This is a genomic window from Pseudomonas batumici (assembly GCF_000820515.1).
Lineage (GTDB): Bacteria > Pseudomonadota > Gammaproteobacteria > Pseudomonadales > Pseudomonadaceae > Aquipseudomonas > Aquipseudomonas batumici.
In genome coordinates, this window is record NZ_JXDG01000016.1 from 1 (window position 1) to 23,461 (window position 23,461).

Below are 23,461 nucleotides of genomic sequence, written 5' to 3' on the forward strand. Positions count from 1 at the left end.
CTAGAATTTCGGACCGGAACGGGTGTTATTGCCCTTGGCCAGGCGGTCGTAGAGCACCACGTTGACCGTCGCGGCCAGGTTCATGCAGCCGGTGGTCGGGATATACACCACGTCCTCGCACCAGTCGCGGATGTCCTTGTCCAGCGAGCCGTCTTCCGGGCCGAAGATATACAGTGCCCGGTCCGGATGGGTGTATTCGGGCAACGAGCGCGCGCCCTCCACCAGTTCGACCGCCACCGGTATGCAGCCTAGCGGCAGGATCTTCTTCAGGTCGTCGATGCCGATCAGCGGGATGTCCTGGTGGACTTTCTTGGTATCGGTGACGAAGTCCCGAGCCCGCTCGTAGCGCTTGCCGGTATAGAACACCGATGCCACGCCGTAGCAGCCAGCCGCACGCATCACCGAACCGACGTTCTCCGGTGACTTGGGGTTATACAAACCAATGCAGCTGTACCTTTTGTTTGCCACGAGCCGGGTGCCTTTGAGGAAAAAGACGCGATTATACCGGCATCTCCGTCAGCTCGTGGTGTCGGGATAGTTCGAAGGGAACAGCGCGCGTCGGGTTTGTTCGTCGTTGACCTGCTTGAAGGCATGGCCCTTGCCCACCTGGCGGGCACGGGCCACGGCCGGCCGGGCCTCGATACGCTGGAACCAGGCCGACAGGTGGGGGTAGGCGGCCAGCGGTGATTCTTCGCCCTTGAGGACTCGCGCCGCCCGGTCGATCCAGCCCCAGGCCGAGATATCGGCAATCGAATAGCTGTCGCCGACGATGTAGCTGCGCCCGGCCAGATGCCGGTCAAGCACCCGGTAGTGCCGCTCGGCTTCACGGCGATAGCGGTTGATGGCGTAGGGAATGCTTTCCGGGGCCGAGTGCTGGAAGTGCACCGCCTGACCGGAAAACGGCCCCAGGCCAGTGCCGATAAGCATCATCCACGACAACAGTTCGCCCCGATCGCCGAGGCCGCCGCCGAACAGCCCGGTTTTTTCACTCAGGTACAGCAGGATCGCGTTCGAGTCGAAGACCCGGACCTCGCTACCGTTCGGGCCCTCGGTATCAATGATTGCCGGGACCTTGGCATTGGGATTGATCGCCAGGAACTCCGGGCTGTGCTGCTCGCCCTTGCTGGTATCGACCGGAATCAGTTCGTAGGGCAACGCCGCTTCTTCAAGAAACAGCGCGACTTTCGCCGGATTGGGCGTCGGATGGAAAAAGAAGCGGATCATGTCGAAAGGTCCTGGATGATGTTTTGGATCGAGTGCTATAAAATAGGCCGAACCCTAGGGGCGTGGCAAACGCTGTTTGTTTCAATTTGAGTCAATGTGTGGGTTATGGCACGACCAAGAGAATTCGATGAGGCTGCTGCACTGGAGGCGGCCATCCGCTGCTTCTGGACCCGGGGCTACGAGGCCACCTCCGTGCGGGATCTGGCGCTGGCCATGGGGATCACCGGGGCCAGCCTGTACAACGCCTTCGGTGATAAACGCGCGCTCTTTGGCTTGGCCCTTGATCACTACATCAAGCGCGGCTTCTGCGAGCGTTCCGCGCGTCTGGAGCAGCAGCTACCGCCCCGCGAAGCCATCCTGACGTTCTTCAACGAGATCATCGATCTGTCGCTGAGCGACCCTGAGCGCAAAGGCTGTTTTATCGTCAACGCGGCCCTTGAGGTGGCGCCCCACGATCCGGAGTTCAAGGCGGTGCTGGCAGAGGTCCAGGGGGGGATGGAGGGATTTTTCCGGCGCTGTATCAGCGCCGGCCAGGCCCAGGGCAGCATCAATACCTCGCAGTCGGCGGACGATCTGGCGCGCCTGTGCCTGGGGGTGCTGATGGGACTGCGGGTGCTGGCCCGCTCAAGGCCTGAACGGGAATTGTTGGAAGGGCTGGTGCGACCGGTCTTTGGGTTACTGAAATAGTGCGTCTTGACGAGGGAAATCGAATGATTGAGCTCTACTACTGGGCTACGCCAAACGGCCACAAGATCACAATGTTCCTGGAGGAGGCCGGTCTCGAGTACCGTATCCATCCCGTGGATATCGGTGCCGGCGACCAGTTCCAACCTGAGTTCCTGGCGTTTTCGCCGAATAACAGAATACCGGCGATCATCGACACCGCGCCCGCCGATGGCGGCGAGCCGATCACGGTGTTCGAGTCGGGGGCGATCCTGCTGTACCTGGCGGAAAAGACCGGGCACTTCCTGCCGGCGGATGTTCGTGGCCGCAAGACCGTGACCGAGTGGCTGTTCTGGCAAATGGGCGGCCTGGGGCCGATGGCCGGGCAGAATCACCATTTCGGGCTGTATGCGCCGGAAAAACTGCCCTACGCCATCAACCGTTATGTCAATGAGACCAACCGTCTCTACGGTGTGTTGGATCGGCAGCTGCAAGGGCGTGATTTCATTACCGGCCAGCACTATTCGATCGCGGACATGGCCTGCTATCCCTGGGTGGTGCCGTGGCAACGTCAGCAACAGAACATTGAGGATTTCCCGGATCTGAGCCGCTGGCTCCACGCTATCGAACAACGTCCGGCAACGCGGCGCGCCTATGCCCGGGGCGAGCCGTATTCGCGGCGTGCGTCGAGTACGGAAGAGGGCAGGAAAATCCTCTTCGGCCAGACCGCCAAGGGCCCGGCCGTCTGAGGCCAAATACGGCTGCTCCTACAGGATGGGGGCGAATTGGCGCTGCACCAGGCGCTCGATCAACTCGACGTCGGCCTGGGGGCTGAGGTCTTGCGCGCTGCCGGCGGCGCCGGTGGCCTGCAGTTCCAACGGGCTGCCCGGTGCGTTCTGTTGCAGCAGATAGTCGACGCCGCAGTTGCCGCAGAACACATGATCCCCGGCACGGTGCGCGCGCTTGAGGACCACCGTCGGTCCGCACATGCCGCAGTGACGCAGGGGAATGCCCTGGTCCGTATGGCCGATGATCGGGCTCAAGGCGCCCGATTCCCCCAGTTGGATGAACAGCGCGCCGAAGTGTGCGTCGAACTGGGTCCCCAGGTTCTTGCCAATGATCTGCAACGCCTGCGCCTGCGGCATGCCCGCACGATAGGGGCGGGTGCTGGTCATGGCATCGAAGGCGTCGCAGATGCCGACGATGCTCGCCAGGTGCGGAATCTCGCCGGCCCTGAGCCCCAGGGGATAACCCCGGCCATCGGGCATTTCGTGGTGCAGGCGCACCGCGTCCTCCACCAGGGCGGCCAGCGGGTGGGCATGCAGCAACCGATAACCGATGTCGGGGTGGGTCTTGATCACGGCGTATTCTTCGTCGCTCAAGGGCCCGGCCTTGCGCAGCACCGCATCGGGAATACCGACCTTGCCCAGGTCATGGACGAAACCGCCAAGGGCAATCCGCGCCACTTCTTCCGCTGCGAAGCCGGCTTTCTGCGCCAGCAATTCGCAGAACTGCGCCACCCGCCACAGATGCCCGCCGGTGTAGGGATCGCGCGCCTCCACCACCCAGGCCATCACCAGCAGGCTCGACAGCAGTTCCTGCTCCGGGCGCGAAACCCGTGTCGGTTGGCGGGCGCCCAGGAGGTTTTGAATCAGTTGGTTGAGTTTCATGGCGCGTTTACCCGATACGTAGGATCACCCCAGGCAGGCGCCCGGGTACTTGTGCCATTGGAGTGTGCAGCAGGTTTTAAATTACAACGGGAGAACAGATTATCGACCTGATGAGCCCAGGTCGATCCGACTGTCTCGCTCGAAAACGCCACCGGGGCTCAAGGCCCCGGCATGACGGCTTTCAGTCGTCTTTCTTCATCAGCCCGGCCAGCGCCGCGAACGGGTTGTGGGTGGCCTTGGCGATCTTCGGACTGCTCAGGGAGCTGTCGCCGAAGTACTGCTGGTCGGTGTAGCGCGAGTGCTCGTTGTCATGGCAGAACAGGCAGAGCAATTCCCAGTTGGAACCGTCCTGCGGGTTGTTGTCATGGTTGTGATCGCGGTGATGCACGGTGAGCTCGCTCAGGCGCTTGCCGGAAAATTCACGGGCGCAGCGACCGCACACGTGGGGGTACATTTTCAGCGCCTTGTCACGATAGCCCATCTCTTTATCGCGTTTCGCATCGGCCAGGATACGGTCCAGCTTGGCGGTATGGGAGGGAGGGTTGGCCGAACTCATGGGTTCACCTTGTCGAATGGGTTAATGACGGTTATACGGCAAAGTTTAGCTCAGTTCTTGAGCTTCTCGGCGATCCAGATGGTGTGGCGCGTGCCCTTGTTACCGTGGGCATGGACCTGGACTTCCTCGGCCTTGAAGCCGGCCTTGCGCAGCTTGTCGGAGAAATGGCTGTCGGCACTGGCCGACCACACCGCCAGCACGCCCTTGGGCCGCAGGGCCTTGGCACAGGCGTTCAGGCCAGCCGTCGAGTAGAGCCAGCTGTTGGCTTTCTGGGTCAGGCCTTCGGGGCCGTTGTCGACATCGAGCATGATCGCATCGAAGCCATGGGGCTCGGCCTGCAGGACCTTGGCCACGTCTTCCAGGCGGATCACCGTGCGCGGGTCGTCCAGGGGCCGGCCGGCTTTTTCGCCCAGCGGGCCGCGGTTCCACTCGACGACGCCGGGTACCAGCTCGGCGACCACCACTTCGGCGTTCTTGCCCAGGTGCTTGAGGGCCGAGGCCAGGGTGAAGCCCATGCCCAGGCCGCCGATCAGAACCCGCGACTGCGGCCGGCCGCCGACCTTGCGGCAGGGAATCTCTGCCAGTGCATCCTCGGAGCCGTGCATGCGGGTGTTCATCAACTGCCCGCCGTCGCCACCCTGGATCTTGATCACGAAGTCCTCGCCATACTCGAACAGGCACAAGGCACCGCCGTTTTCGGGAATCGGGGTGGTGTCCAGCAGAACGAAACGTTTCATGGAAATCTCATTGGGAGGGGCAAAATAGCCGCGTTGCGAGTAGCCTGATGGCAGACAGAGAAGTCTGGCAACGGAGCCATTGATGAAACGCGTTATTGTAGCGGCCATTGCATTGACCGCGCTCACCCTTACGACGGTCCGGGCCGAGGATCTATCGCCGGTACCGGTCACACCCAAACCGGGGACACCAGGCACCGCCACCCCCACGCCATACCCTCAGATCACCCCGCGCACCCCGCCCAAGCCAGGCGAGCCGCTGCCGAGCATCGAGTTGCCGCAGCCGCCCAAGGACCAGACCCTGCCGGGCCTGGAGCAGAACGACAAGACGGACAAGAGCGACAAGGCGGGCAAAACCGCCAGCTAGATCTGTTGCGAGAGCAGTTGGCCGTCCGCCATGCGCAGTCGCCTGGACAGCGCGATGGCGATGGCGCGGATGATCTTGGCAGCGATCTTCGGTGTGTCGTTGAGCATCTTTTCCAGGGAGTCCTTGCCCAGGTTCAGCAACTGGCAATCGCTGGCGGCCACGCAGCTGGCCGAGCGCCGCTCGCCATCGAGCACCGCCATCTCGCCGAAGGCCCGGCCGGCGCGCAAGGTGGCGATCACCACCGGTACACCCTCGGCGTTGCTTTTCTGCACGTTCACGCTGCCGTGATGAATGATGCACATGAAGGTCCCGGCATCACCCTCGTGGAAGATGGCTTCGCCCTTGGCGACGCTGCTGATGCTGAAATAGCCGGCGGCGGCGAGGAAGTCCGCCGGCAACAAGGCGGCGAACAAGCCGCAGTCCATCAGCATGTCGCGGATTTCGTTATTCAGTAAGGTCGGTTCTGGCATGGCTCACGATCTTTTCTTGTTACCTGTTCTGTGCGGGCATCGAAGCCCGGCGGCCCGGAGTTAAGACAAGGGTGCCGGGCAGAGTTCCTTAGATCAGCCCCAGAACCTTGAACACGAAGGCGTATTCGAGCGCTACGTCACGTAATCCCTGGTAACGACCGCTCATGCCACCATGGCCCGCGCCCAGTTCGGTCTTGAGCAAAAGCAGATGCTCGTCGGTTTTCGTGGCGCGCAGTTTCGCCACCCATTTGGCCGCTTCCCAGTACTGCACGCGACTGTCGTTGTAGCCGGCGATCACCAGGGTGGCCGGATAGGCCTGGGCGCAGACGTTTTCATAGGGCGCGTAGGCCTTGATCCGAGCATACACCTCGGGCTCCTCGGGATTGCCCCATTCGTCGTATTCGGTGACGGTCAGCGGCAGGTCCGGGTCGAGCATGGTGTTCAGTACATCGACGAACGGCACTTCGGCGATGGCGGCCTGGAACAGTTCCGGGCGCTGGTTGAGCACGGCACCGATCAACAGGCCGCCGGCACTGCCGCCGCTGATGGCCAGTTGCTTGGAGGTGGTCAGGCCCTCGGCGATCAGGTGCTCGGCGCAGGCGATGAAGTCATCGAAGGTGTTCTGCTTGTGCGCCTGCTTGCCGGCGCGATACCAGGCCTCGCCCAGTTCGCCGCCACCGCGCACATGGGCGATGGCAAAGGCCATGCCGCGTTCCAGCAGGCTCAGGCGGGCGTGGGAGAACCACGGGTCGAGACTTTCGCCGTAGGCGCCGTAGCCGTAGAGGTAGAGCGGCGTGGCCTGGCCTTGCAATTCGCGCTTGACCACCAGGCTGATGGGCACCCGCGTGCCGTCCGCGGCCGTGGCCCACAGGCGCTGGCTGACGTAGGCATCGGGGTCGAAGTCGCCCAGCACCGGGGTTTGCTTGAGTACGCTCTGTTCGCCGCTGGCCAGGGTCAACTGACGGATCTGGGCCGGCCGATTCAGCGCTTCGTAGCGCAGGCGCAGGGTCTGGCTGGTGAACTCCAGGCTGTCCTGCACGTGGAGGCTGTAGGCGGCATCCGGCAGTTGCACGCGATAGCTCGGCAGGTCCCCGGGCCGCACTTCGATGATCGGCAAGCCGCCTTCACGCAGGCTCAGGCACAGGGCCGAGGCGTTCAGGGTCAGGCCTTCGAGCATCACCTGGTCATTGTGGGGCACCAGCAATTGCCAGTCGTCACGGCCCGGTATGCCGTGGTCCGGGGCGTGAAACAGGGCGAAGTTGATGCCGTCCTGGTTGCTGCGGATAAACCAGCTCCACTGTCCCTGATACTGGCCGTGGTCGACGTAGTACTCGTGGTCTTCGACCCGTGGCGCCAGGCAGGTAAAGGCCTGGGTCGGGGTATCGGCGTCCAGGGCCCAGGCCTCGCTGGTGGTCTTGCTGTTGAGCAGCACCACCAACTGGCGCTCGGAACTGCTGCGGTAGCAGTGCAGGAAGAAGCGCCCGTCGGTTTCGTGCAGGACCTCGTCGGCCCCGCTGTCGCCGAGGCGATGGCGATACAGCCGGTGGGGACGATGGGTGTCGTCCAGCTCGGCGAAAAACAGCGTCTGGCTGTCGTTGGCCCAGGTCATGCTGCCGTCGCAGTCGTCGAACGGTAGCTCGCTGACCACGCCGCTGTCCAGTTCCTTGACGTACAGGCGATAGACCTCTTCGCCGGTGGTGTCGAGGCTGTAGGCCAGGCGTCGGTGATCCGGGCTGACGCTGAATGCACCTAGGGAGAAGAAGCCGCCCTCGGCCAGTACATTGGGATCCAGCAGCAGCGCTTCGGCGCTTTCATCCACCGTGAGGCTGTCATCGGCCGGGCGCGGGCAGCGGTAGTGCCGCGCATATTCGTCGCCGGCGGTGGTGCGGGTGTAGTACAGGAACGGTCCCCAGGGCGAAGGCAGGGACAGGTCGGTTTCGAGAATCCGGCCCTTGATCTCCTCGAACAGGGTTTCGCGCAGTTCGGCCTGGTCGGCCAGTCGGGCCTGCTGGTAGCTGTTTTCGGCCTTGAGGTAGTCGAGCACGGCATCGCTGTCGCGCTCCTGCAACCAGGCGTAAGGGTCCGCGCCGGCGTCGCGGCGGGCAATCGGGGCGCTGTGGACGGTGCTATCGAGGGACATGGGCAACTCTTCTGTGGGCGGATCGCTGACGGCGGGGCAGCCGGACCGGCGAAAAGCCGTTATCATAAGCATCTCTTTGCCAGCCTTGCCATGGACACCATGACCGAGAACGACTATCTGATCGCCTGGGGCTGCTACGCCTTCGCCGCCTTGGGCTGCCTGTTGGTGTGGTTTCGCCTGACCCGCTGGATCTGGCGCTGGCTGCGCGAGCCATTACGCGTGGTGGTGGCGGTGCTGCTGTTCAGCCCGACCATTATCGACCCGGTGAAGGAAAAATTCGCCCCGGCGGTGGCCATTACCGCCCTGGACCTGCTGTTCAAGGTCGGCAACAACGCCTGGCGCGCGGTTTCCGATCTGTTCATGTACCTGCTGATCGCCTTGGGCGTCTATGTGGTCTTCGCGCTGATCCGCTGGCCCATCGAGCGCTCCATCAAGGCCCGTCGCCCGCAGCCGGTGGCGGCTGGCGTGGCGCCGGAGGCCGAGTCCGAGGAAGACGACCAACCCTTCGCCGCGCCTGATCGCAACGAGCGTCATGGCCGTCGGCCGCCGAGCGGTGGCACGGGGCGTCCGCGGGTCGAGCCGCGTCTGTAACGGCGTCCCTGCATTGAAGCGAGAGTCCGAGCATGTGTGAATTGTTGGGCATGAGCGCCAATGTACCGACCGATATCGTTTTCAGTTTTACCGGCCTGATGCAACGAGGGGGGCGTACCGGTCCCCATCGCGACGGCTGGGGCATCGGCTTCTACGAAGGCCGTGGCTTGCGCCTGTTCCAGGACCCGGCGGCGAGCAGCGAGTCCGAGGTGGCGAACCTGGTGCAGCGGTATCCGATCAAGAGCGAAGTGGTGATCGGACATATCCGCCAGGCCAATGTCGGCAAGGTCTGCCTGTCCAATACCCACCCTTTTGTCCGCGAGCTGTGGGGGCGCAACTGGTGTTTCGCCCATAACGGCCAGTTGGCGGACTTCCGGCCGCCGACCAGTTTCTATCGTCCGGTAGGCGACACCGACAGCGAAGCGGCGTTCTGCGACCTGCTCAACCGCGTGCGCCAGGCCTTTCCCGAGCCGGTGGACATCGAAGTGCTGCTGCCGTCCCTGGTCCAGGCCTGTGCCGAGTACCGCGGCAAGGGCGTGTTCAACTGCCTGCTCAGCGACGGCGACTGGTTGTTCTGCTATTGCTCGACCAAGCTGGCGCAGATTACCCGGCGCGCGCCGTTCGGGCCGGCACGCTTGAAGGATGTGGACGTGATCGTCGACTTCCAGGCCGAAACCACGCCCAATGACGTGGTGACGGTGATTGCCACCGAACCCCTGACTGAAAACGAAACCTGGACCCGCTACGAACCGGGCCAGTGGAGCCTGTGGCGGCGCGGCGAATGCGTCAGCCAGGGCCAGACCGATTAAGGACGTCCGTTATGTGGTTGAGTTACCTTCGGCTGATTCTGTTTACCCTGGGCCTGTTGATCGGTGTCCAGGTGCCGGGCTTCATCAATGACTACACCAAGCGGGTCGAAGCGCACCTGATCGAAGCGCAGACCGCTCTCCAGGGCTTCCAGAAGACCGCCGAGCAGTTCTTCAACGGCGACCTGCAGGCGTTGGTGGCGCATTATCGTGCCAGTGACGACCCGGTGTTTCGCAGCGATGCCGAGAGCCTCGGCACCTTGCTCAACCGCCAGCGCCTGCTGGATGACCAGTTCCAGGCGATGCAGGGCCCCTGGTACAAGCGCGCGTTGCAGGTGGCCTATGCGGCCGATCCGGCGATCCGCCAGGAAACCTTGCAGGGCTACACCTACCAGGTCCTGCTGTCGCCCGAGGCCATTGGCTGGGCGATGGGCGTGGCGCTGTTGTTCTCGTTCGTGATCGAAGGCTTCTTCCGCCTGGTGGACTGGGTGGTGCTGGGCGGCAAGCGCCAGCGCGAGCGGCTGGCACGGCGCGAACGGGGCTGGTAAGCACAAATCCTGTGGGAGCCGGCTTGCTGGCGATTCAGGCGACGCGATGTATCAGGCACACCGCGTTATCGTTCATCGCCAGCAAGCCGGCTCCCACGACACAAAAGTTCTGCGTCAGTGACCGGCGAGGGTGGGCTTGCTCAGGACCACATACTGTTCGCCCATCTTGTCCGCATAGCTGTGCAAGACTTCCTGGCACAGCGCGACAATCTCCTCCACCAACTCCACGCCGACCCGCCACGAGACCACCACTTCCAGGTTTGGCGGGCGCACGTCCAGGGCCAGCAAGGTCAACTCGCCGCGCATCAGTTCTTCCCGGACCAGCACCGGCGGCAGGGCGCCGATGCCGAAGCCGTCGCGCAGCAACCGGGTAATCGCCGATACCGAGTTCACGCAGTTCAGCCGTGGCGTCGGTACGCCATGGATCTGCATCAGGCCGAGGATTTCCTGGTGCGGCCGCGAATTCTTCGAAAAGGTCACGATGCGCTCCCGGGCTATCTCGGCCAGGCTCTTGTATTCGCGGTTATAGATCGAGTTGGTGGCCACCACCCAACCCATGGGGTGGCTGATCAGTTCCAGGCTGCGAATGGACTCCTGGCGCAGCAGGTCGGTTTGCAAGACCAGGTCGAGAAAGCCTTTTTGCAGCTGATCGCAGAGGTTCAGCGCGGTATCGGCCACCAATTCGATTTCCACCAGGGGAAAACGATCCGACATCTGCGCCACCAGCGGGCTGAGCCAGGTATGGATCACCGTGTCCATCACACCGATGCGCAGGCGCCCGACCTTGGTCGAACTGATTTCGATGGCATGCTTGAGGGCCTGCATGGTGTCCATCATCTGCTCGGCGTAGTCGAGCACCTTGAGCCCTTCTGGCGTCAGGCTGACCCCGCGCGAATCACGCAGGAACAGCTTCACCCCGAGCTCGCCTTCGAGCACCGCGATACGGCTGGAAATGGAGGCCTGGGTGGTGAAGAGCTTGTCCGCCGTCAGGCGAAAACTCTTGAGCCGCGCAACCCAGACGAAGGTTTCGAGAAATTTGAGGTTCATGCAATCAACTTTTTCTTATGCCAGGGCAGGACTTTTATTAGTTGGACGCAGAGGGCATGGCCAACGAAAAATGGCCTTCGACCGGTCAGGCACCATAAGCCTAAGTCTGGGCGGTCGCCAGAACAATACCAATAAGCTTTATGCGGAGAACCCCCATGACTACGCCCGGCTCGCTGGATGTCACCCAAGCCGAGGGCCCACCCGGTCCGTTCACCTGGTATCGCAATCTCAATCAGCAGGAGCGTCGCACGTTCTGGAGTTGCAAGATCGGTTACGGCCTGGATGGCATGGATACCCAGATGCTCAGTTTCGTCATCCCGACGCTGATCGCCCTCTGGGGCATCACCACCGGCCAGGCCGGGCTGATTTCCACCAGCACCTTGATCGCCTCGGCCCTCGGCGGATGGATCGCCGGGATTCTCTCCGACCGCATCGGCCGGGTGCGAACCCTGCAACTGACGGTGCTCTGGTTCGCCGTGTTCACCTTTCTTTGCGGTTTCGCCCAGAACTATCAGCAGTTGCTGGTCGCCCGCACCTTGATGGGCTTCGGTTTCGGTGGCGAGTGGACCGCCGGCGCGGTGCTGATGGGCGAGGTGATCCGCGCCAAGGACCGCGGCAAGGCGGTCGGCATGGTGCAATCGGGCTGGGCCCTGGGCTGGGGACTGACCGCGATCCTCTATGCGGCGCTGTTTTCCCTGCTGCCGCCGGAAGACGCCTGGCGCGCCCTGTTCGTGTTGGGCATCGTGCCGGCGATCTTCGTGATCTTCGTTCGCCGCCTGGTCAAGGACCCGGAGGTCTATCGCCAGGCCAAGATCCAGGAAGCCCCGAGCCATCCGGCGCATTTCTACGAGATCTTTGCCCCGGGCATGCTCAGCATTACCCTGCGGGCTTCCTTGTTGACCACCGGCGCGCTGGGCGGCTACTACGCCATCACTTCCTGGTTGCCGACCTTTCTGAAGACCGAGCGCGGCTTGAGCGTACTTGGCACGGGCGGTTACCTGGCCATGGTGATCGTCGGTTCCTACATCGGTTATGTGATCAGCGCGTACCTGACCGATCTGCTGGGGCGCAAGAAGAACTTCATCCTGTTCGCCATCGGCTCCTTCATCGTCGTGCTGTTGTACACCCAGTTGCAGGTCAGCAACGAGATCATGCTGTGGCTGGGCTTGCCGCTGGGCTTTTTCGCCTCGGGGATGTTCAGCGGCATGGGCTCGTTTCTCACCGAGTTGTTTCCCACCCGCATCCGGGGTTCGGGCCAAGGCTTCTGCTACAACATCGGGCGGGCACTGGCGGCGTTTTTTCCGCTGCTGATCGGCCTGCTCAGCCAGAAGGTCTCGCTGAGTCTGGGGATCGGCGCTTTTGCCGCGGTGTCCTACGGCGTGGTGATCCTCGCGGCCCTGAGCCTGCCGGAAACCCGTGGCAAGGAACTCGAAGCGCAGTAATCTGTGGGAATCTGTGAAAAGTCCCACATTAAGAAAAGATAAAAGCCCACAGGAGCAACCACCGTGAGCCGCTTGTTATTGAATTGTGATATCGGCGAAAGCTATGGCAACTGGACCATGGGTCTGGATGCGCAGGTCATGCCGTTTATCGATTGCGCCAACGTGGCCTGCGGTTATCACGCGGGCGATCCGAGCATCATGCGCAAGACGGTCACCCTGGCCCTGGCCAATGACGTGCGTATCGGTGCCCATCCGGCCTATCCCGACCTGGTGGGTTTCGGTCGCCGCTCCATGACCTGCACGCCCCAGGAAATCCAGGATCTGCTGCATTACCAGATCGGTGCGCTGGACGGTATCTGCCGGGCGCAAGGTGCGCGGGTGAGCTACGTCAAGCCCCACGGCGCGATGTACAACGACATGATGGCCAATCCCGAGCAACTGCGTGCGGTGATCCAGGCGATTGCCGCCTATGACCGGGAATTGCCGTTGATGCTGCTGGCGATGCGCGACAACAGCGCGGCCCAGGCCCTGGGCGATGAATACGGCGTCAAGTTGTGGTTCGAGGCGTTTGCCGACCGTGCCTACGACAGCGCGGGGCGCCTGGTGTCGCGGCAGTTGCCCGGTGCCGTGCATCACGAACCTTCGCTGATCGTCGAGCAGGCACTGACCATTGCCCGGGGTGACAGCCTCACCGCCAGCGATGGCAGTGCGCTGCGGTTGCAGGCCCATACCTTGTGCGTGCATGGCGACAACGCCAGTTCGGTGGCCGCCGTGCAGCGGATCCGCGAGGCCCTGGATCGGCAGTCCGCCGTATGAAGCCACGGATCGAAGTGGTCGGGATCGACTGTCTGATGGTGCGCCTGTTCGACGTGATCGCCGAAGAGAACATGCCGTGGATGCTCGCTGCTGGCGAGCGTCTGCGGGCGGGGTTTGCCGGGCATCTGATCGATCTGGTGCCGTCCTATACCACCTTGATGGTGCATTACGACCTGCTGGCGTTGAGCCCGTCCCAGGCCCGGGAACTGATTGCCGAGGCCTTGACCGATCTGGCGCCGAGCACCGGTGCCGGCGGTCAATGCCATGTGCTGCCGGTGTGGTACGACCCGAGTGTCGGCCCGGAACTGGGCTTGCTGGCCGAACGCGCCGGCTGGTCGGTCAGCGAAGTCATTCGCTGCCACAGCGAGCGCGAGTACCAGGTGTTCGCCCTGGGCTTCGCCCCGGGGTTTGCCTTCATGGGCCTGGTCGACGAGCGACTGGCCGCGCCGCGTCTCAGTACCCCGCGCAAACGGGTCGCGGCGGGGAGCGTGGGGATTGCCGAGCGCCAGACCGCGGCCTACCCGGTGGTCTCGCCGGGGGGCTGGAACCTGATCGGGCGCACACCGAGCAAGCTGTTCGACCGTGAGCGCGACGGCTATAGCCTGATGCAGCCGGGCGATACGGTGCGCTTTGCCGCGGTCGATCACGCTGAATTCATTACCCTGGGCGGCGATGACACGCCGCTGGAGAGCCTGGCATGAGCCATCTGTCGATCGAGGCGAGTACGCCACTGTGCCTGTTGCAGGATGCGGGGCGTTTTGGCGTGCGTCATCTGGGCGTGACCCAGGGCGGGGCGCTGGATTGGGTGTCGATGTTCTGGGCCAACCATCTGCTGGGCAATGCGCCGGATGCCGCGGTGGTGGAGGTGACCCTGGGCGGCTTCACGCTGGTGGCTGAAGAGGATTGCTGCCTGGCCCTGGCTGGTGCCGACCTGGGCGCGCGGGTGGACGGGCAGGCGCTGGCGCCCTGGTGCAGTTTTGTCCTGAGGAAAGGCCAGCGGCTGCAATTGACGCAACCACTGTCGGGGGCACGGGCCTATCTGGCGGCGCCGGGCGGGTTTATCGCACCGAAAGTCCTTGGCAGTGCTGCCTGCGTGGTTCGTGAGGAACTCGGTGGGCTGGACGGCCTGGGGCGACCCTTGGCCAAGGGTGGGCGCCTGGAGTATCGCGGATCGGCGCCGACGCCGAGGGTATTGGCAGAGGCGCAGGTGCCGGATTTCAGCACCAGTGCGCCGTTGCAGGTGGTGCTCGGGGCGCAGATCGGCGAGTTCAGCGGGCAAAGCCTGTTCGACGCGTTCAACAGTACCTGGACCCTGGACAGCCGTGCCGATCGCATGGGGATTCGCCTGTTGGGGCCCGAGTTGAAGTACCAGGGCGAGCCGATGATCTCCGAGGGCATTCCCCTGGGGGCGATTCAGGTGCCACCGGACGGCCAGCCGATCGTGTTGCTCAACGACCGGCAGACCATTGGCGGTTATCCACGCCTGGGTGCGTTGACGCCGTTGTCGCTGGCGCGCCTGGCGCAATGCCTGCCGGGGGCGCCGGTGCGGTTGGCACCGGTGGTGCAGGAGACGGCGCATCGGCAGCAGGTCGAGTTCATGCGGCGGTTTGCCTGACAGCGGTCCCCCTGTAGGAGCGAGCTTGCTCGCGATGATAGTCCAGGCGCCGTGGGGTACCAGGTGCCCCGCGTCATCGTTAACGACCATCGCGAGCAAGCTCGCTCCTACAGGAATCGTGCAACACCGCTCTACTTGGACAGGAACCGCATCCCTTCCTCCAACCCACGCAAGGTCAGCGGATACATCTGGTCCTCCACCAGATCGCGGACGATCCCGGTCGACGCCGTATAGTTCCAGGTGTCCTTGGGATAAGGGTTGATCCACACAAGCTTCTTGTACTTGGCCATGAAGCGCTGCATCCACACATAGCCGGCTTCTTCGTTCCAGTGCTCGACACTGCCGCCGGCCTGGGTGATTTCATACGGCGCCATGGCCGCATCGCCGACGAAAATCACTTTGTAGTCGGCCCCGTACTTGTGCAGCAGGTCCTGGGTCGAAGTACGCTCCGAGCCCCGGCGCAGGTTGTTCTTCCACACCGACTCATAGATGAAGTTGTGGAAGTAGAAGTACTCCAGGTGCTTGAACTCGGTCTTGCAGGCCGAGAACAACTCCTCGCAGATCTTCACGTGGGCGTCCATCGAACCGCCGATATCGAACAGCAGCAACAGCTTGATGGTGTTGCGCCGCTCCGGCCGCATCTGGATATTCAGCAGGCCGGCATCGCGGGCGGTGTGGTCGATGGTGCCGTCGATATCCAGCTCTTCCGCCGCACCCTGGCGCGCGAACTTGCGCAGGCGACGCAAGGCCACCTTGATATTGCGCGTGCCCAGTTCGACCTGGTCGTCGAGGTTCTTGTACTCGCGCTGGTCCCAGACCTTGACCGCCTTGCCCTGGCGCTTGCCGGCGTCGCCGACGCGAATGCCTTCGGGGTTGAAACCGCCCGAGCCGAACGGGCTGGTGCCGCCGGTACCGATCCATTTATTGCCGCCGGCGTGACGTTCCTTCTGTTCTTCCAGGCGCTTCTTGAACTCTTCGATCAGCTTGTCCAGGCCGCCGAGGGACTGGATCTGCGCGCGTTCCTCGTCGCTCAGCGAGCGTTCGAACTCCTTGCGCAACCAGTCCTCGGGAATCAAGGCCTGGAGATGGTCATCGAGTTTTTCCAGGCCATTGAAGTAGGCACCGAAAGCCCGGTCGAATTTGTCGAAGTGCCGCTCGTCCTTCACCAGGATCGCCCGGGCGAGGTAGTAGAACTCGTCCATGTCGGCGAAGGTCACGCGCTGTTTCAGCGCATTGATCAGGTCGAGCAGTTCGCGCACCGACACCGGAACCTTGGCGGCGCGCATTTCATTGAACAGGTTGAGCAGCATGGCTATTGCCCCCGCTTTTGTTGAAAAAGCGCGTTTAGCGGCTGCCGCGACGGCTCATGAACGCGAGGCGTTCGAGCAACTGCACGTCTTGCTCGTTTTTCACCAGGGCGCCTGCCAGGGGCGGAATGGCCTTGGTCGGATCGCGCTCGCGCAGCACCGCTTCGCCGATGTTGTCGGCCATCAGCAGTTTCAGCCAGTCCACCAGTTCCGAGGTCGACGGCTTTTTCTTCAGGCCCGGGACCTTGCGCACGTCGAAGAACACGTCGAGGGCTTCACTGACCAGGTCCTTCTTGATGTCCGGGTAGTGCACGTCGACGATCTTCTGCAGGGTGACGCGGTCCGGGAAGGCGATGTAGTGGAAGAAGCAGCGGCGCAGGAAGGCGTCCGGCAGCTCTTTCTCGTTGTTGGAGGTGATGATGATGATCGGGCGTTTCTTCGCCTTGATGGTTTCATCGATCTCGTAGACGTAGAACTCCATCTTGTCGAGTTCTTGCAGCAGGTCGTTGGGGAACTCGATATCGGCCTTGTCGATTTCGTCGATCAGCAGGATCACTCGCTCGTCGGATTCGAAGGCTTCCCACAGCTTGCCCTTTTTCAGGTAGTTGCGTACGTCATGGACCTTGTCCACGCCCAGTTGCGAGTCGCGCAGGCGGCTGACCGCGTCGTACTCGTAAAGGCCCTGGTGCGCCTTGGTGGTGGACTTGATGTGCCAGGTGATCAGCTTGGCGCCAAAGGATTCGGCCAGTTGCTCGGCCAGCATGGTCTTGCCGGTGCCGGGTTCGCCCTTGACCAGCAGCGGACGCTCCAGGGTGATGGCGGCATTCACGGCCAGCTTCAGGTCATCGGTGGCGACGTAGGCCTGGGTGCCTTCGAACTTCATCTGCAATTCCTCGGACGATAACGCCGGCCTGGTTTGACGGCGGGCGGAAAAAAATCATGCCTGACTATAACGCGGCGCCCGGTCGAGTGTGAACGCAGACGGCTTATTCAGTCTCTGAATGGGGCGTCAGATCCTGACCCGGTCGGTCGCGGGCCATCGCCCCGGGGTTTGTCATGACTGGACGCCTGCAACCCTGAGGCATAACCTTGAAGGTTCCCGTCAACGCTGCCTATTAAAGGACCCCCGTCATGAGCCGTATCTTTGCCGACAACGCGCACTCCATCGGTAACACGCCGCTGATCAAGATCAACCGTATCGCACCCCGTGGCGTGACGATTCTGGCCAAGATCGAAGGGCGTAACCCTGGGTACTCGGTGAAGTGCCGGATCGGCGCCAACATGATCTGGGACGCCGAAGGCAGCGGCAAACTCAAGCCGGGCATGACCATCGTCGAACCGACCTCCGGCAACACCGGCATCGGCCTGGCCTTCGTGGCTGCCGCGCGGGGCTACAAGCTCCTGCTGACCATGCCGTCGTCCATGAGCCTGGAGCGGCGCAAGGTGCTCAAGGCGCTGGGCGCGGAGCTGGTGCTGACCGAGCCGGCCAAGGGCATGAAAGGCGCCATCGAAAAGGCCGCGGAGATTGTGGCGAGCGACCCGGCCCAATACTTCATGCCGGCCCAGTTCGAAAACCCGGCCAACCCGGCCATCCATGAAAAGACCACGGGGCCGGAAATCTGGAACGATACCGACGGTGCGGTGGACGTGCTGGTGGCCGGCGTGGGCACTGGCGGGACCATCACGGGTGTTTCGCGCTATATCAAGCTGACCAAGCACAAGCCGATCCTGTCGGTGGCGGTGGAGCCGGCGACCTCGCCGGTCATCAGCCAGACCCTGGCCGGGGCGGAGGTCAAGCCGAGCCCGCACAAGATCCAGGGGATCGGTGCCGGTTTCGTGCCGAAAAACCTCGACCTGGCGATGGTGGACCGGGTGGAACTGGTGACCGACGAAGAATCCAAGGCCATGGCCCTGCGGCTGATGCAGGAAGAGGGGATTCTCAGCGGTATTTCCTGCGGCGCGGCCATGGCCGTTGCGGTGCGGCTGGCGCAGACGCCGGAAATGCAGGGCAAGACCATTGTGGTGGTGCTGCCGGACTCCGGTGAACGTTACCTGTCGAGCATGTTGTTCAGCGATCTGTTCAGCGAGCAGGAGACTCAGCAATAACCCCGGTGCTGACGCACGCAGGCAATGCAGGGCAGGGCGATATCCGCTGATCTGGGTCAGCTACCGTTCAGCGGTTTCCTGTTAAACAGGGACTTTATTACCGGATCGGCAATGTTGAATCTGTAAAGCCATGGGTTTTTCCCGGCGCCGGTAATGTTTATCATGGCCGGCTGCCACGTCGGGTGAGTCAAGCGGTACAGGCCACTCGTGCGTTGCCCATTTTCGAGGAGTGTTGAATGACCTTTTCCTTTGCCGCCAAGGCCGCAGTCCTGCTGCTGTTCCTGGGCAGTACGCTTTATGTGCATCTGCGCGGCAAGGCGCGGTTGCCCCTGTTGCGTCAGTTCGTCAACCATTCCGCCGCTTTCGCGCCTTACAACGCCTTGATGTACCTGTTTTCCGGCGTACCGTCCAAACCTTACCTGGACCGCAGCAAGTTTCCCGAGCTGGATGTGCTCAAGGACAACTGGGAGGTGATCCGCGAAGAGGCCATGCATCTGTTCGATGAAGGCTATATCCGCGCCGCCGAGAAGAACAACGATGCCGGTTTCGGCTCGTTCTTCAAGAAGGGCTGGAAGCGTTTCTACCTCAAGTGGTACGACAAGCCCCTGCCGTCGGCCGAGCTGCTGTGCCCGAAAACCGTGGCGCTGGTGAACGCGATTCCCAATGTCAAGGGCGCGATGTTCGCCCTGTTGCCCGGTGGCAGCCACCTCAACCCGCACCGTGACCCGTTTGCCGGTTCCCTGCGCTATCACCTGGGCCTGTCGACGCCGAACTCCGACGACTGCCGGATTTTCGTCGACGGCCAGGTCTACGCCTGGCGCGACGGTGAAGACGTGATGTTCGACGAGACCTACGTGCACTGGGTCAAGAACGAAACCGAGCAGACCCGCGTCATTCTGTTCTGCGATATCGAGCGGCCGTTGAGCAGCCGTTTCATGACCGCGATCAACCGCCGGGTCAGTGCCTTCCTCGGTCGCGCCACGGCCCCGCAGAACCTCGATGACGAGCGGGTCGGCGGCATCAACCAGGTCTATGCCTGGAGCAAGCGCTCCAGCGACCGCATCAGCGGCGTAGTCAAGCGCTTCAAACGTGCCAATCCCAAGGCATATCGCGCCATGCGCCCGGTGCTGGCGGTGGTGGTGTTCGCGGCCCTCGGTTATTGGTTGTTCGGCTGACCTGTTGCAATGGATCCCGAGCGCTGGTTATAGTCGGCGCTCGGTGTTTCAACCGATTCACCCTCCTCAAGAAGATCAGCACATGCCCGGTTCCCTTCTCGATGCGGTAGTCGATTCAGCGGTCAACGCTGTGGTCGTGCCGTGCGGGAACCAGCAGCCTGTGCAGATCAGTCACTACCCCCCACCTGTCAGTAGCACGCCGGTGTACGCAGTCGTATCACCGCCGGGTGTTGGCTTTTCGGGCTGATCGGCAGTCTTTGCCGTTCCCCTGTGCCCGCCTGAAAAAACTACTGAATGTTCAGCCTTGTGCTGAATCGGCTTTTGCCTGAATCACGGGTGGTATCCATGTTGGCTTTTTCAAGACAATCCGCAACCGCGGCGGCCTCGACGAGTCTGTTTGTCCTGCTCTGGAGCAGCGGGGCGATCTTCTCCAAATGGGGGCTGGCGCACGCCTCGCCGTTCGCTTTCCTGTTGATCCGTTTTTGCATCGCCCTGTTGGGCTTGCTGGTGTTGGTCCCGTTGCTCAAGTTCAAGTTGCCCCGGGTGGGCCGGCCGCTGCTTTATGCCGCGGCGACCGGCCTGGTGTTGCTGGGGGCCTATCAGATCTTCTATCTGCTGGCCCTGGACCTGAAGGTCACGCCTGGCGTCATGGCGACGATCATGGGGGTGCAACCGATCCTGACGGCGGTGCTGATGGAGCGTCGACGCTCCTGGAGCCGGATGTTCGGCTTGGGCCTGGGGCTGGCGGGGCTGATCCTGGTGGTCTACCAGGGCATCGGCCTGGCCGGCATGTCCCTGGCCGGGATGCTGTTCGGTCTGCTGGCCCTGGCCAGCATGACCGCGGGCTCCATCATGCAGAAGCGCATCACCGATAATCCCCTGGGCACGCTGCCGGTGCAGTACCTGGCCGGGTTGCTGCTGTGCGGGATCTTCGTGCCGTTCCAGCCGTTCCACTTCGAAACCGGCAGCGGCTTTATCCTGCCGGTGCTGTGGATGGGACTGGTGGTGTCGGTGCTGGCGACCCTGCTGCTGTACCGGCTGATTGCCCGGGGTAACCTGGTCAATGTCACCAGTCTGTTCTACCTGGTGCCGGCGGTGACGGCGGTGATGGACTACCTGATCTTCGGTAATCGGTTGGCGGCCCTGAGCCTGCTCGGTATGGGGCTGATCATCGTCGGTCTGGTGTTTGTGTTCCGCAAGGGCGCCTGACGACAGGTAGGCGGCGGTTTGCCCGCGATAGCGATGGTGAGTCTGCCATCGCTATCGCCACGGTGCGGCGTCCCGACAAGCCGGCTCCTACAGTTGCTCGGCGTACACACTGCACCTTGGCTCGACACGGCATTGTGGGAGCTGGCTTGCCGGCGATGACGTCAGTCGGCACACCACCGTGTCGTGTTATCGGTCAGCCACGCTGGCCGCCTTCAGCGTCGCGGCGGGCTTCAACACCAGCCACAACGCCAGCGCAATCAATACCCCGCCGTACAGGTGGGCCAGCGACAGCGGCTCGTTGAGAAACAACGCCCCCCACAACACGCCGAACGCCGGAATCATGAAGGTCACGGTCATCGACTTGACCGGGCCGATATCGCTGATCAGCTTGAAGTACATGATGTAGGCAAACGCCGTACACACCAGGCCCAGGCCCAGCAGCGACAGCCACACACTGAGCCCGCCCCAGCTGGCCGGAGGATGGCTGATGGCGCTGTACCCGAAGAACGGCAGGATCACCAGCGTCGCGCCGAACATGCTGCCCATGGCCGACAGCCGTGGATCGAGGCCACCTTGATGATCGAGCCAGCGGCGGGTGAGAAAACCGGCGAAGCCGTAGCTGGTGGTGGCCAGCAGGCACGCCGCGGCGCCCATCAACAATTCGAGGTTGAAGGTCACAGGCCCCGCGCGGGTCAGCACCGCGACCCCGAACAGCCCGAGGAAGATCCCGACAAGCTTGTTCAGGCTCAGTTTTTCATGGAAGAACAGGCCACCGATCAGCACGCCCATCAGCGGCGTGGTGGCGTTGAAGATCGAGGAGTAGCCGGCCGGCAGCACCTGGGCGGCGACCGAGTACAGCGTCGCCGGCAATCCGGAGTTGATCACGCCGAGCATCAGGCAGACCTTGAACTTGCCTTTGAAGTCCCAGTTGACACGCATCAGCGCGAGGATCACCAGCAAGCCGACAGCCGCGATCGAGACGCGGAAAAAGGCGGTTGGAAAGGCGCCGAGCACGGGGGCAATGATCCGCATGAACAGGAAGCTGGCGCCCCAGACAGCGGCCAGCATCAACATGCGCAGAATATCGACGGGTCTCATGAGGGCTTCCTTGGCAGGGTAGGGCGAGCAAGTGTCACCGCATGTAACTGGCAAGGCAATGGTTGCGTTGCCTGAGTGTTGGCCTCTAAGCTCAGGCGACTCGCTTGCGACACCATCTCGAACAATAACTCAGGGGTTCCACTATGCCGCAGCCATGGCCGGCCGCTGATATCGCCCGCATGATCCTCGATGGCTTCGACGATTACCGCGAGCACTTTCGTCAGATCACTGACGGCGCCCGTGGCCGTTTCGAAGGCGCCCGCTGGCAGGAAGCGCAGGCGGCTTCGACGGCGCGGATCAACCTGTACGAAGAGAAGGTCAGCGAGATCAATGCCCGACTGCGCGCCGGCTTCGATACCACTACCTTGCTCGATGTCACGCTCTGGCCGCTGGTGAAAAGCGCCTATATCGACCTGATCGACCTGCGTTTCGACGATGAGCTGGCGGAGACCTGGTACAACTCGGCCTTTTGCGGGTTGTTCAGCCACGACCTGATCAGTGACGGCTGCATGTTCATCCACACCACCCGGCCTTCGTTGCACCGGACGCGGGCGGCGCAGACCCGCACCTACCGGCCCGAAGGCGATTTGTCGGGCATGCTCGAACAGGTCTTCGCCGACTACAGCTTCAGCGAGGCCTATGCCGATTTGCCGGGGGACCTGCGGCGTCTCGAAGCCCAGTTGCGGGAAAACCTGCCGGACTGGGTGTGCAAGGATCCCGAGCTGAGCGTCGAACTGTTCTCCTCGGTGCTCTACCGCAACAAGGGCGCTTACCTGGTGGGGCGGATCTTCACTCCGGATGAACAATGGCCGTTGGTGATCCCGTTGCTGCACCGTGAAGGGCGGGGCATCCAGATCGATGCGCTGATCACCGACGAGGCCGAGGTGTCGATCATCTTTTCCTTCACCCGCTCCTATTTCATGGTGGATGTGCCGGTACCGGCGGAGTTCATCGGCTTTCTCAAGCGCATCCTGCCGGGCAAGCATATCGCCGAGCTGTACACCTCCATCGGCTTCTACAAGCACGGCAAGTCCGAGTTCTACCGGGCGCTGATCAATCACCTGGCCAACACCGACGACCGTTTCATCATGGCCCCGGGTGTGCGCGGCATGGTCATGAGCGTGTTTACCCTGCCGGGGTTCAACACCGTGTTCAAGATCATCAAGGACCGCTTTTCGCCGTCGAAGAACGTCGACCGCGCCACGGTGATCGAGAAGTACCGCCTGGTGAAGCGTGTCGATCGGGTCGGGCGCATGGCCGATACCCAGGAGTTCGCCGATTTCCGCTTTCCCTTGAGCAAGTTCGAGCCGGCGTGCCTGGAGGAATTGCTCGAGGTGGCGCCGTCCACGGTGCAGCTCGAAGGGGATACGGTACTGGTCCGCCACTGCTGGACCGAGCGACGAATGACCCCGCTGAACCTGTACCTGGACAACGCCAACGATGCCCAGGTTCGCGAGGCGCTGGAGGACTATGGCCTGGCGATCAAGCAACTGGCAGCCGCGAATATCTTTCCCGGCGACATGCTGCTGAAGAACTTCGGCGTGACCCGCCATGGTCGCGTGGTGTTCTACGACTACGACGAGATCTGCTTCCTGACCGAAGCCAACTTTCGGCACATTCCCGCGCCGCGCACGCCCGAGGATGAAATGGCCTCCGAACCCTGGTATTCCATCGGGCCGCTGGACGTGTTCCCGGAGGAGTTCCCGCCCTTCCTGTTCGCCGATATGGCACAGCGCCGGCTGTTCGACCGGTTGCATGGCGAGCTCTACAACGCCGACTACTGGAAAGGCCTGCAAGAGGCGATTCGGGCGGGTAAGGTGATCGACGTTTTTCCGTATCGGCGCAAGGATCGGGACGACGAATGACCCGCCAGGGCT

General features: G+C 62.7%; 25 protein-coding genes. 14 read left to right on the forward strand and 11 right to left on the reverse strand.

Annotated features, from left to right (window positions below; genetic code table 11):
* Both UCMB321_RS07795 and UCMB321_RS07800 read right to left on the reverse strand, forming a co-directional pair.
* The gene (locus UCMB321_RS07795; protein ID WP_040065099.1) at window positions 1-468 is read right to left on the reverse strand and encodes an RNA methyltransferase; all 468 of its coding nucleotides are present in this window, start codon (window positions 466-468) and stop codon (window positions 1-3) included.
* Window positions 469-516: 48 nt separating this feature from the next.
* Window positions 517-1,224 carry a glutathione S-transferase family protein gene (locus UCMB321_RS07800; RefSeq protein ID WP_040065101.1) on the reverse strand — a complete coding sequence of 236 codons (708 nt, stop codon included), beginning with the start codon at window positions 1,222-1,224 and terminating at the stop codon, window positions 517-519.
* Between the two features lie 105 nt (window positions 1,225-1,329).
* On the opposite strand from UCMB321_RS07800, the gene UCMB321_RS07805 reads away from it, so the two are divergent.
* Window positions 1,330-1,911 (forward strand): TetR/AcrR family transcriptional regulator, encoded by a 582-nt coding sequence (locus UCMB321_RS07805; RefSeq protein WP_040065103.1) that lies wholly within the window; start codon window positions 1,330-1,332, stop codon window positions 1,909-1,911.
* A gap of 23 nt (window positions 1,912-1,934) precedes the next feature.
* Window positions 1,935-2,636 (forward strand): glutathione S-transferase N-terminal domain-containing protein, encoded by a 702-nt coding sequence (locus tag UCMB321_RS07810; RefSeq protein ID WP_040065105.1) that lies wholly within the window; start codon window positions 1,935-1,937, stop codon window positions 2,634-2,636.
* Between the two features lie 18 nt (window positions 2,637-2,654).
* On the opposite strand, the gene UCMB321_RS07815 is transcribed toward UCMB321_RS07810, so the two are convergent.
* The 3 genes from UCMB321_RS07815 to UCMB321_RS07825 all read right to left on the reverse strand — a co-directional run bounded on the left by UCMB321_RS07815 (window position 2,655) and on the right by UCMB321_RS07825 (window position 4,850).
* Window positions 2,655-3,557 carry an HD-GYP domain-containing protein gene (locus tag UCMB321_RS07815; protein WP_084614833.1) on the reverse strand — a complete coding sequence of 301 codons (903 nt, stop codon included), beginning with the start codon at window positions 3,555-3,557 and terminating at the stop codon, window positions 2,655-2,657.
* Between the two features lie 181 nt (window positions 3,558-3,738).
* Window positions 3,739-4,113: a YajD family HNH nuclease gene (locus tag UCMB321_RS07820; protein ID WP_040065106.1), complete on the reverse strand. Its 375-nt coding sequence runs from the start codon at window positions 4,111-4,113 to the stop codon at window positions 3,739-3,741.
* A gap of 50 nt (window positions 4,114-4,163) precedes the next feature.
* Window positions 4,164-4,850: a spermidine synthase gene (locus UCMB321_RS07825; protein WP_040065107.1), complete on the reverse strand. Its 687-nt coding sequence runs from the start codon at window positions 4,848-4,850 to the stop codon at window positions 4,164-4,166.
* Between the two features lie 82 nt (window positions 4,851-4,932).
* On the opposite strand from UCMB321_RS07825, the gene UCMB321_RS07830 reads away from it, so the two are divergent.
* Window positions 4,933-5,214, forward strand: a complete 282-nt coding sequence (locus tag UCMB321_RS07830) for a hypothetical protein (RefSeq protein ID WP_040065108.1) — start codon at window positions 4,933-4,935, stop codon at window positions 5,212-5,214.
* Here the strand turns inward: UCMB321_RS07830 and UCMB321_RS07835 are convergent.
* Complete coding sequence (locus UCMB321_RS07835; RefSeq protein ID WP_040065109.1) at window positions 5,211-5,684, reverse strand: cyclic nucleotide-binding domain-containing protein; 474 nt, start codon at window positions 5,682-5,684, stop codon at window positions 5,211-5,213. The genes UCMB321_RS07830 and UCMB321_RS07835 overlap by 4 nt on opposite strands.
* 88 nt (window positions 5,685-5,772) lie before the next feature.
* Entirely contained in the window at window positions 5,773-7,824 is a 2,052-nt protein-coding gene (locus UCMB321_RS07840) for a S9 family peptidase (RefSeq protein WP_040065110.1), read from the reverse strand.
* Between the two features lie 90 nt (window positions 7,825-7,914).
* Between UCMB321_RS07840 and UCMB321_RS07845 the strand changes: the two genes are divergently transcribed.
* From UCMB321_RS07845 to UCMB321_RS07855, 3 genes are read left to right on the forward strand one after another with little or no spacing between them, the layout of a single operon-like run.
* On the forward strand, window positions 7,915-8,415 hold the full coding sequence (locus tag UCMB321_RS07845) for a hypothetical protein (RefSeq protein ID WP_040065111.1): 501 nt from the start codon (window positions 7,915-7,917) through the stop codon (window positions 8,413-8,415).
* A gap of 32 nt (window positions 8,416-8,447) precedes the next feature.
* Window positions 8,448-9,224 carry a class II glutamine amidotransferase gene (locus tag UCMB321_RS07850; RefSeq protein WP_040065112.1) on the forward strand — a complete coding sequence of 259 codons (777 nt, stop codon included), beginning with the start codon at window positions 8,448-8,450 and terminating at the stop codon, window positions 9,222-9,224.
* Between the two features lie 11 nt (window positions 9,225-9,235).
* Window positions 9,236-9,769, forward strand: a complete 534-nt coding sequence (locus tag UCMB321_RS07855) for a DUF2937 family protein (protein WP_040065113.1) — start codon at window positions 9,236-9,238, stop codon at window positions 9,767-9,769.
* Between the two features lie 114 nt (window positions 9,770-9,883).
* Here the strand turns inward: UCMB321_RS07855 and UCMB321_RS07860 are convergent, their stop codons facing one another.
* Window positions 9,884-10,816, reverse strand: coding sequence for a LysR family transcriptional regulator (locus UCMB321_RS07860; RefSeq protein ID WP_040065114.1), 933 nt, complete (start codon window positions 10,814-10,816; stop codon window positions 9,884-9,886).
* 155 nt (window positions 10,817-10,971) lie between these two features.
* On the opposite strand from UCMB321_RS07860, the gene UCMB321_RS07865 reads away from it, so the two are divergent.
* The 4 genes from UCMB321_RS07865 (at window position 10,972) to UCMB321_RS07880 (ending at window position 14,689) form a co-directional block, all read left to right on the forward strand.
* A complete protein-coding gene (locus UCMB321_RS07865; RefSeq protein WP_040065115.1) occupies window positions 10,972-12,258 on the forward strand; it encodes an MFS transporter in 1,287 nt (428 codons plus the stop codon).
* A gap of 63 nt (window positions 12,259-12,321) precedes the next feature.
* Window positions 12,322-13,074, forward strand: coding sequence for a 5-oxoprolinase subunit PxpA (locus UCMB321_RS07870; protein ID WP_040065117.1), 753 nt, complete (start codon window positions 12,322-12,324; stop codon window positions 13,072-13,074).
* Window positions 13,071-13,775, forward strand: coding sequence for a 5-oxoprolinase subunit B family protein (locus UCMB321_RS07875; RefSeq protein ID WP_040065121.1), 705 nt, complete (start codon window positions 13,071-13,073; stop codon window positions 13,773-13,775). Before UCMB321_RS07870 ends, UCMB321_RS07875 begins: the two co-directional genes overlap by 4 nt.
* Window positions 13,772-14,689: a 5-oxoprolinase subunit C family protein gene (locus UCMB321_RS07880; protein ID WP_040065124.1), complete on the forward strand. Its 918-nt coding sequence runs from the start codon at window positions 13,772-13,774 to the stop codon at window positions 14,687-14,689. The genes UCMB321_RS07875 and UCMB321_RS07880 overlap by 4 nt, the downstream gene beginning before the upstream one ends.
* A gap of 131 nt (window positions 14,690-14,820) precedes the next feature.
* Here the strand turns inward: UCMB321_RS07880 and UCMB321_RS07885 are convergent, their stop codons facing one another.
* The gene (locus UCMB321_RS07885; RefSeq protein WP_040065129.1) at window positions 14,821-15,999 is read right to left on the reverse strand and encodes a vWA domain-containing protein; all 1,179 of its coding nucleotides are present in this window, start codon (window positions 15,997-15,999) and stop codon (window positions 14,821-14,823) included.
* A 34-nt stretch (window positions 16,000-16,033) separates the two neighbouring features.
* The gene (locus tag UCMB321_RS07890; RefSeq protein ID WP_040065136.1) at window positions 16,034-16,879 is read right to left on the reverse strand and encodes an AAA family ATPase; all 846 of its coding nucleotides are present in this window, start codon (window positions 16,877-16,879) and stop codon (window positions 16,034-16,036) included.
* Between the two features lie 248 nt (window positions 16,880-17,127).
* Between UCMB321_RS07890 and cysK the strand changes: the two genes are divergently transcribed.
* From cysK to UCMB321_RS07905, 3 genes are all read left to right on the forward strand, one after another.
* Window positions 17,128-18,102 carry a cysteine synthase A gene (gene cysK / locus UCMB321_RS07895; RefSeq protein ID WP_040065138.1) on the forward strand — a complete coding sequence of 325 codons (975 nt, stop codon included), beginning with the start codon at window positions 17,128-17,130 and terminating at the stop codon, window positions 18,100-18,102.
* Window positions 18,103-18,338: 236 nt separating this feature from the next.
* Window positions 18,339-19,277 (forward strand): aspartyl/asparaginyl beta-hydroxylase domain-containing protein, encoded by a 939-nt coding sequence (locus tag UCMB321_RS07900; RefSeq protein ID WP_040065140.1) that lies wholly within the window; start codon window positions 18,339-18,341, stop codon window positions 19,275-19,277.
* Between the two features lie 345 nt (window positions 19,278-19,622).
* Entirely contained in the window at window positions 19,623-20,486 is an 864-nt protein-coding gene (locus UCMB321_RS07905) for a DMT family transporter (RefSeq protein ID WP_040065210.1), read from the forward strand.
* A gap of 186 nt (window positions 20,487-20,672) precedes the next feature.
* Here the strand turns inward: UCMB321_RS07905 and UCMB321_RS07910 are convergent, their stop codons facing one another.
* The gene (locus UCMB321_RS07910) at window positions 20,673-21,584 is read right to left on the reverse strand and encodes a DMT family transporter (protein WP_040065141.1); all 912 of its coding nucleotides are present in this window, start codon (window positions 21,582-21,584) and stop codon (window positions 20,673-20,675) included.
* Window positions 21,585-21,727: 143 nt separating this feature from the next.
* On the opposite strand from UCMB321_RS07910, the gene aceK reads away from it, so the two are divergent.
* The gene (gene aceK, locus UCMB321_RS07915; protein WP_040065144.1) at window positions 21,728-23,449 is read left to right on the forward strand and encodes a bifunctional isocitrate dehydrogenase kinase/phosphatase; all 1,722 of its coding nucleotides are present in this window, start codon (window positions 21,728-21,730) and stop codon (window positions 23,447-23,449) included.
* The last annotated feature ends 12 nt before the right edge of the window (window positions 23,450-23,461 follow it).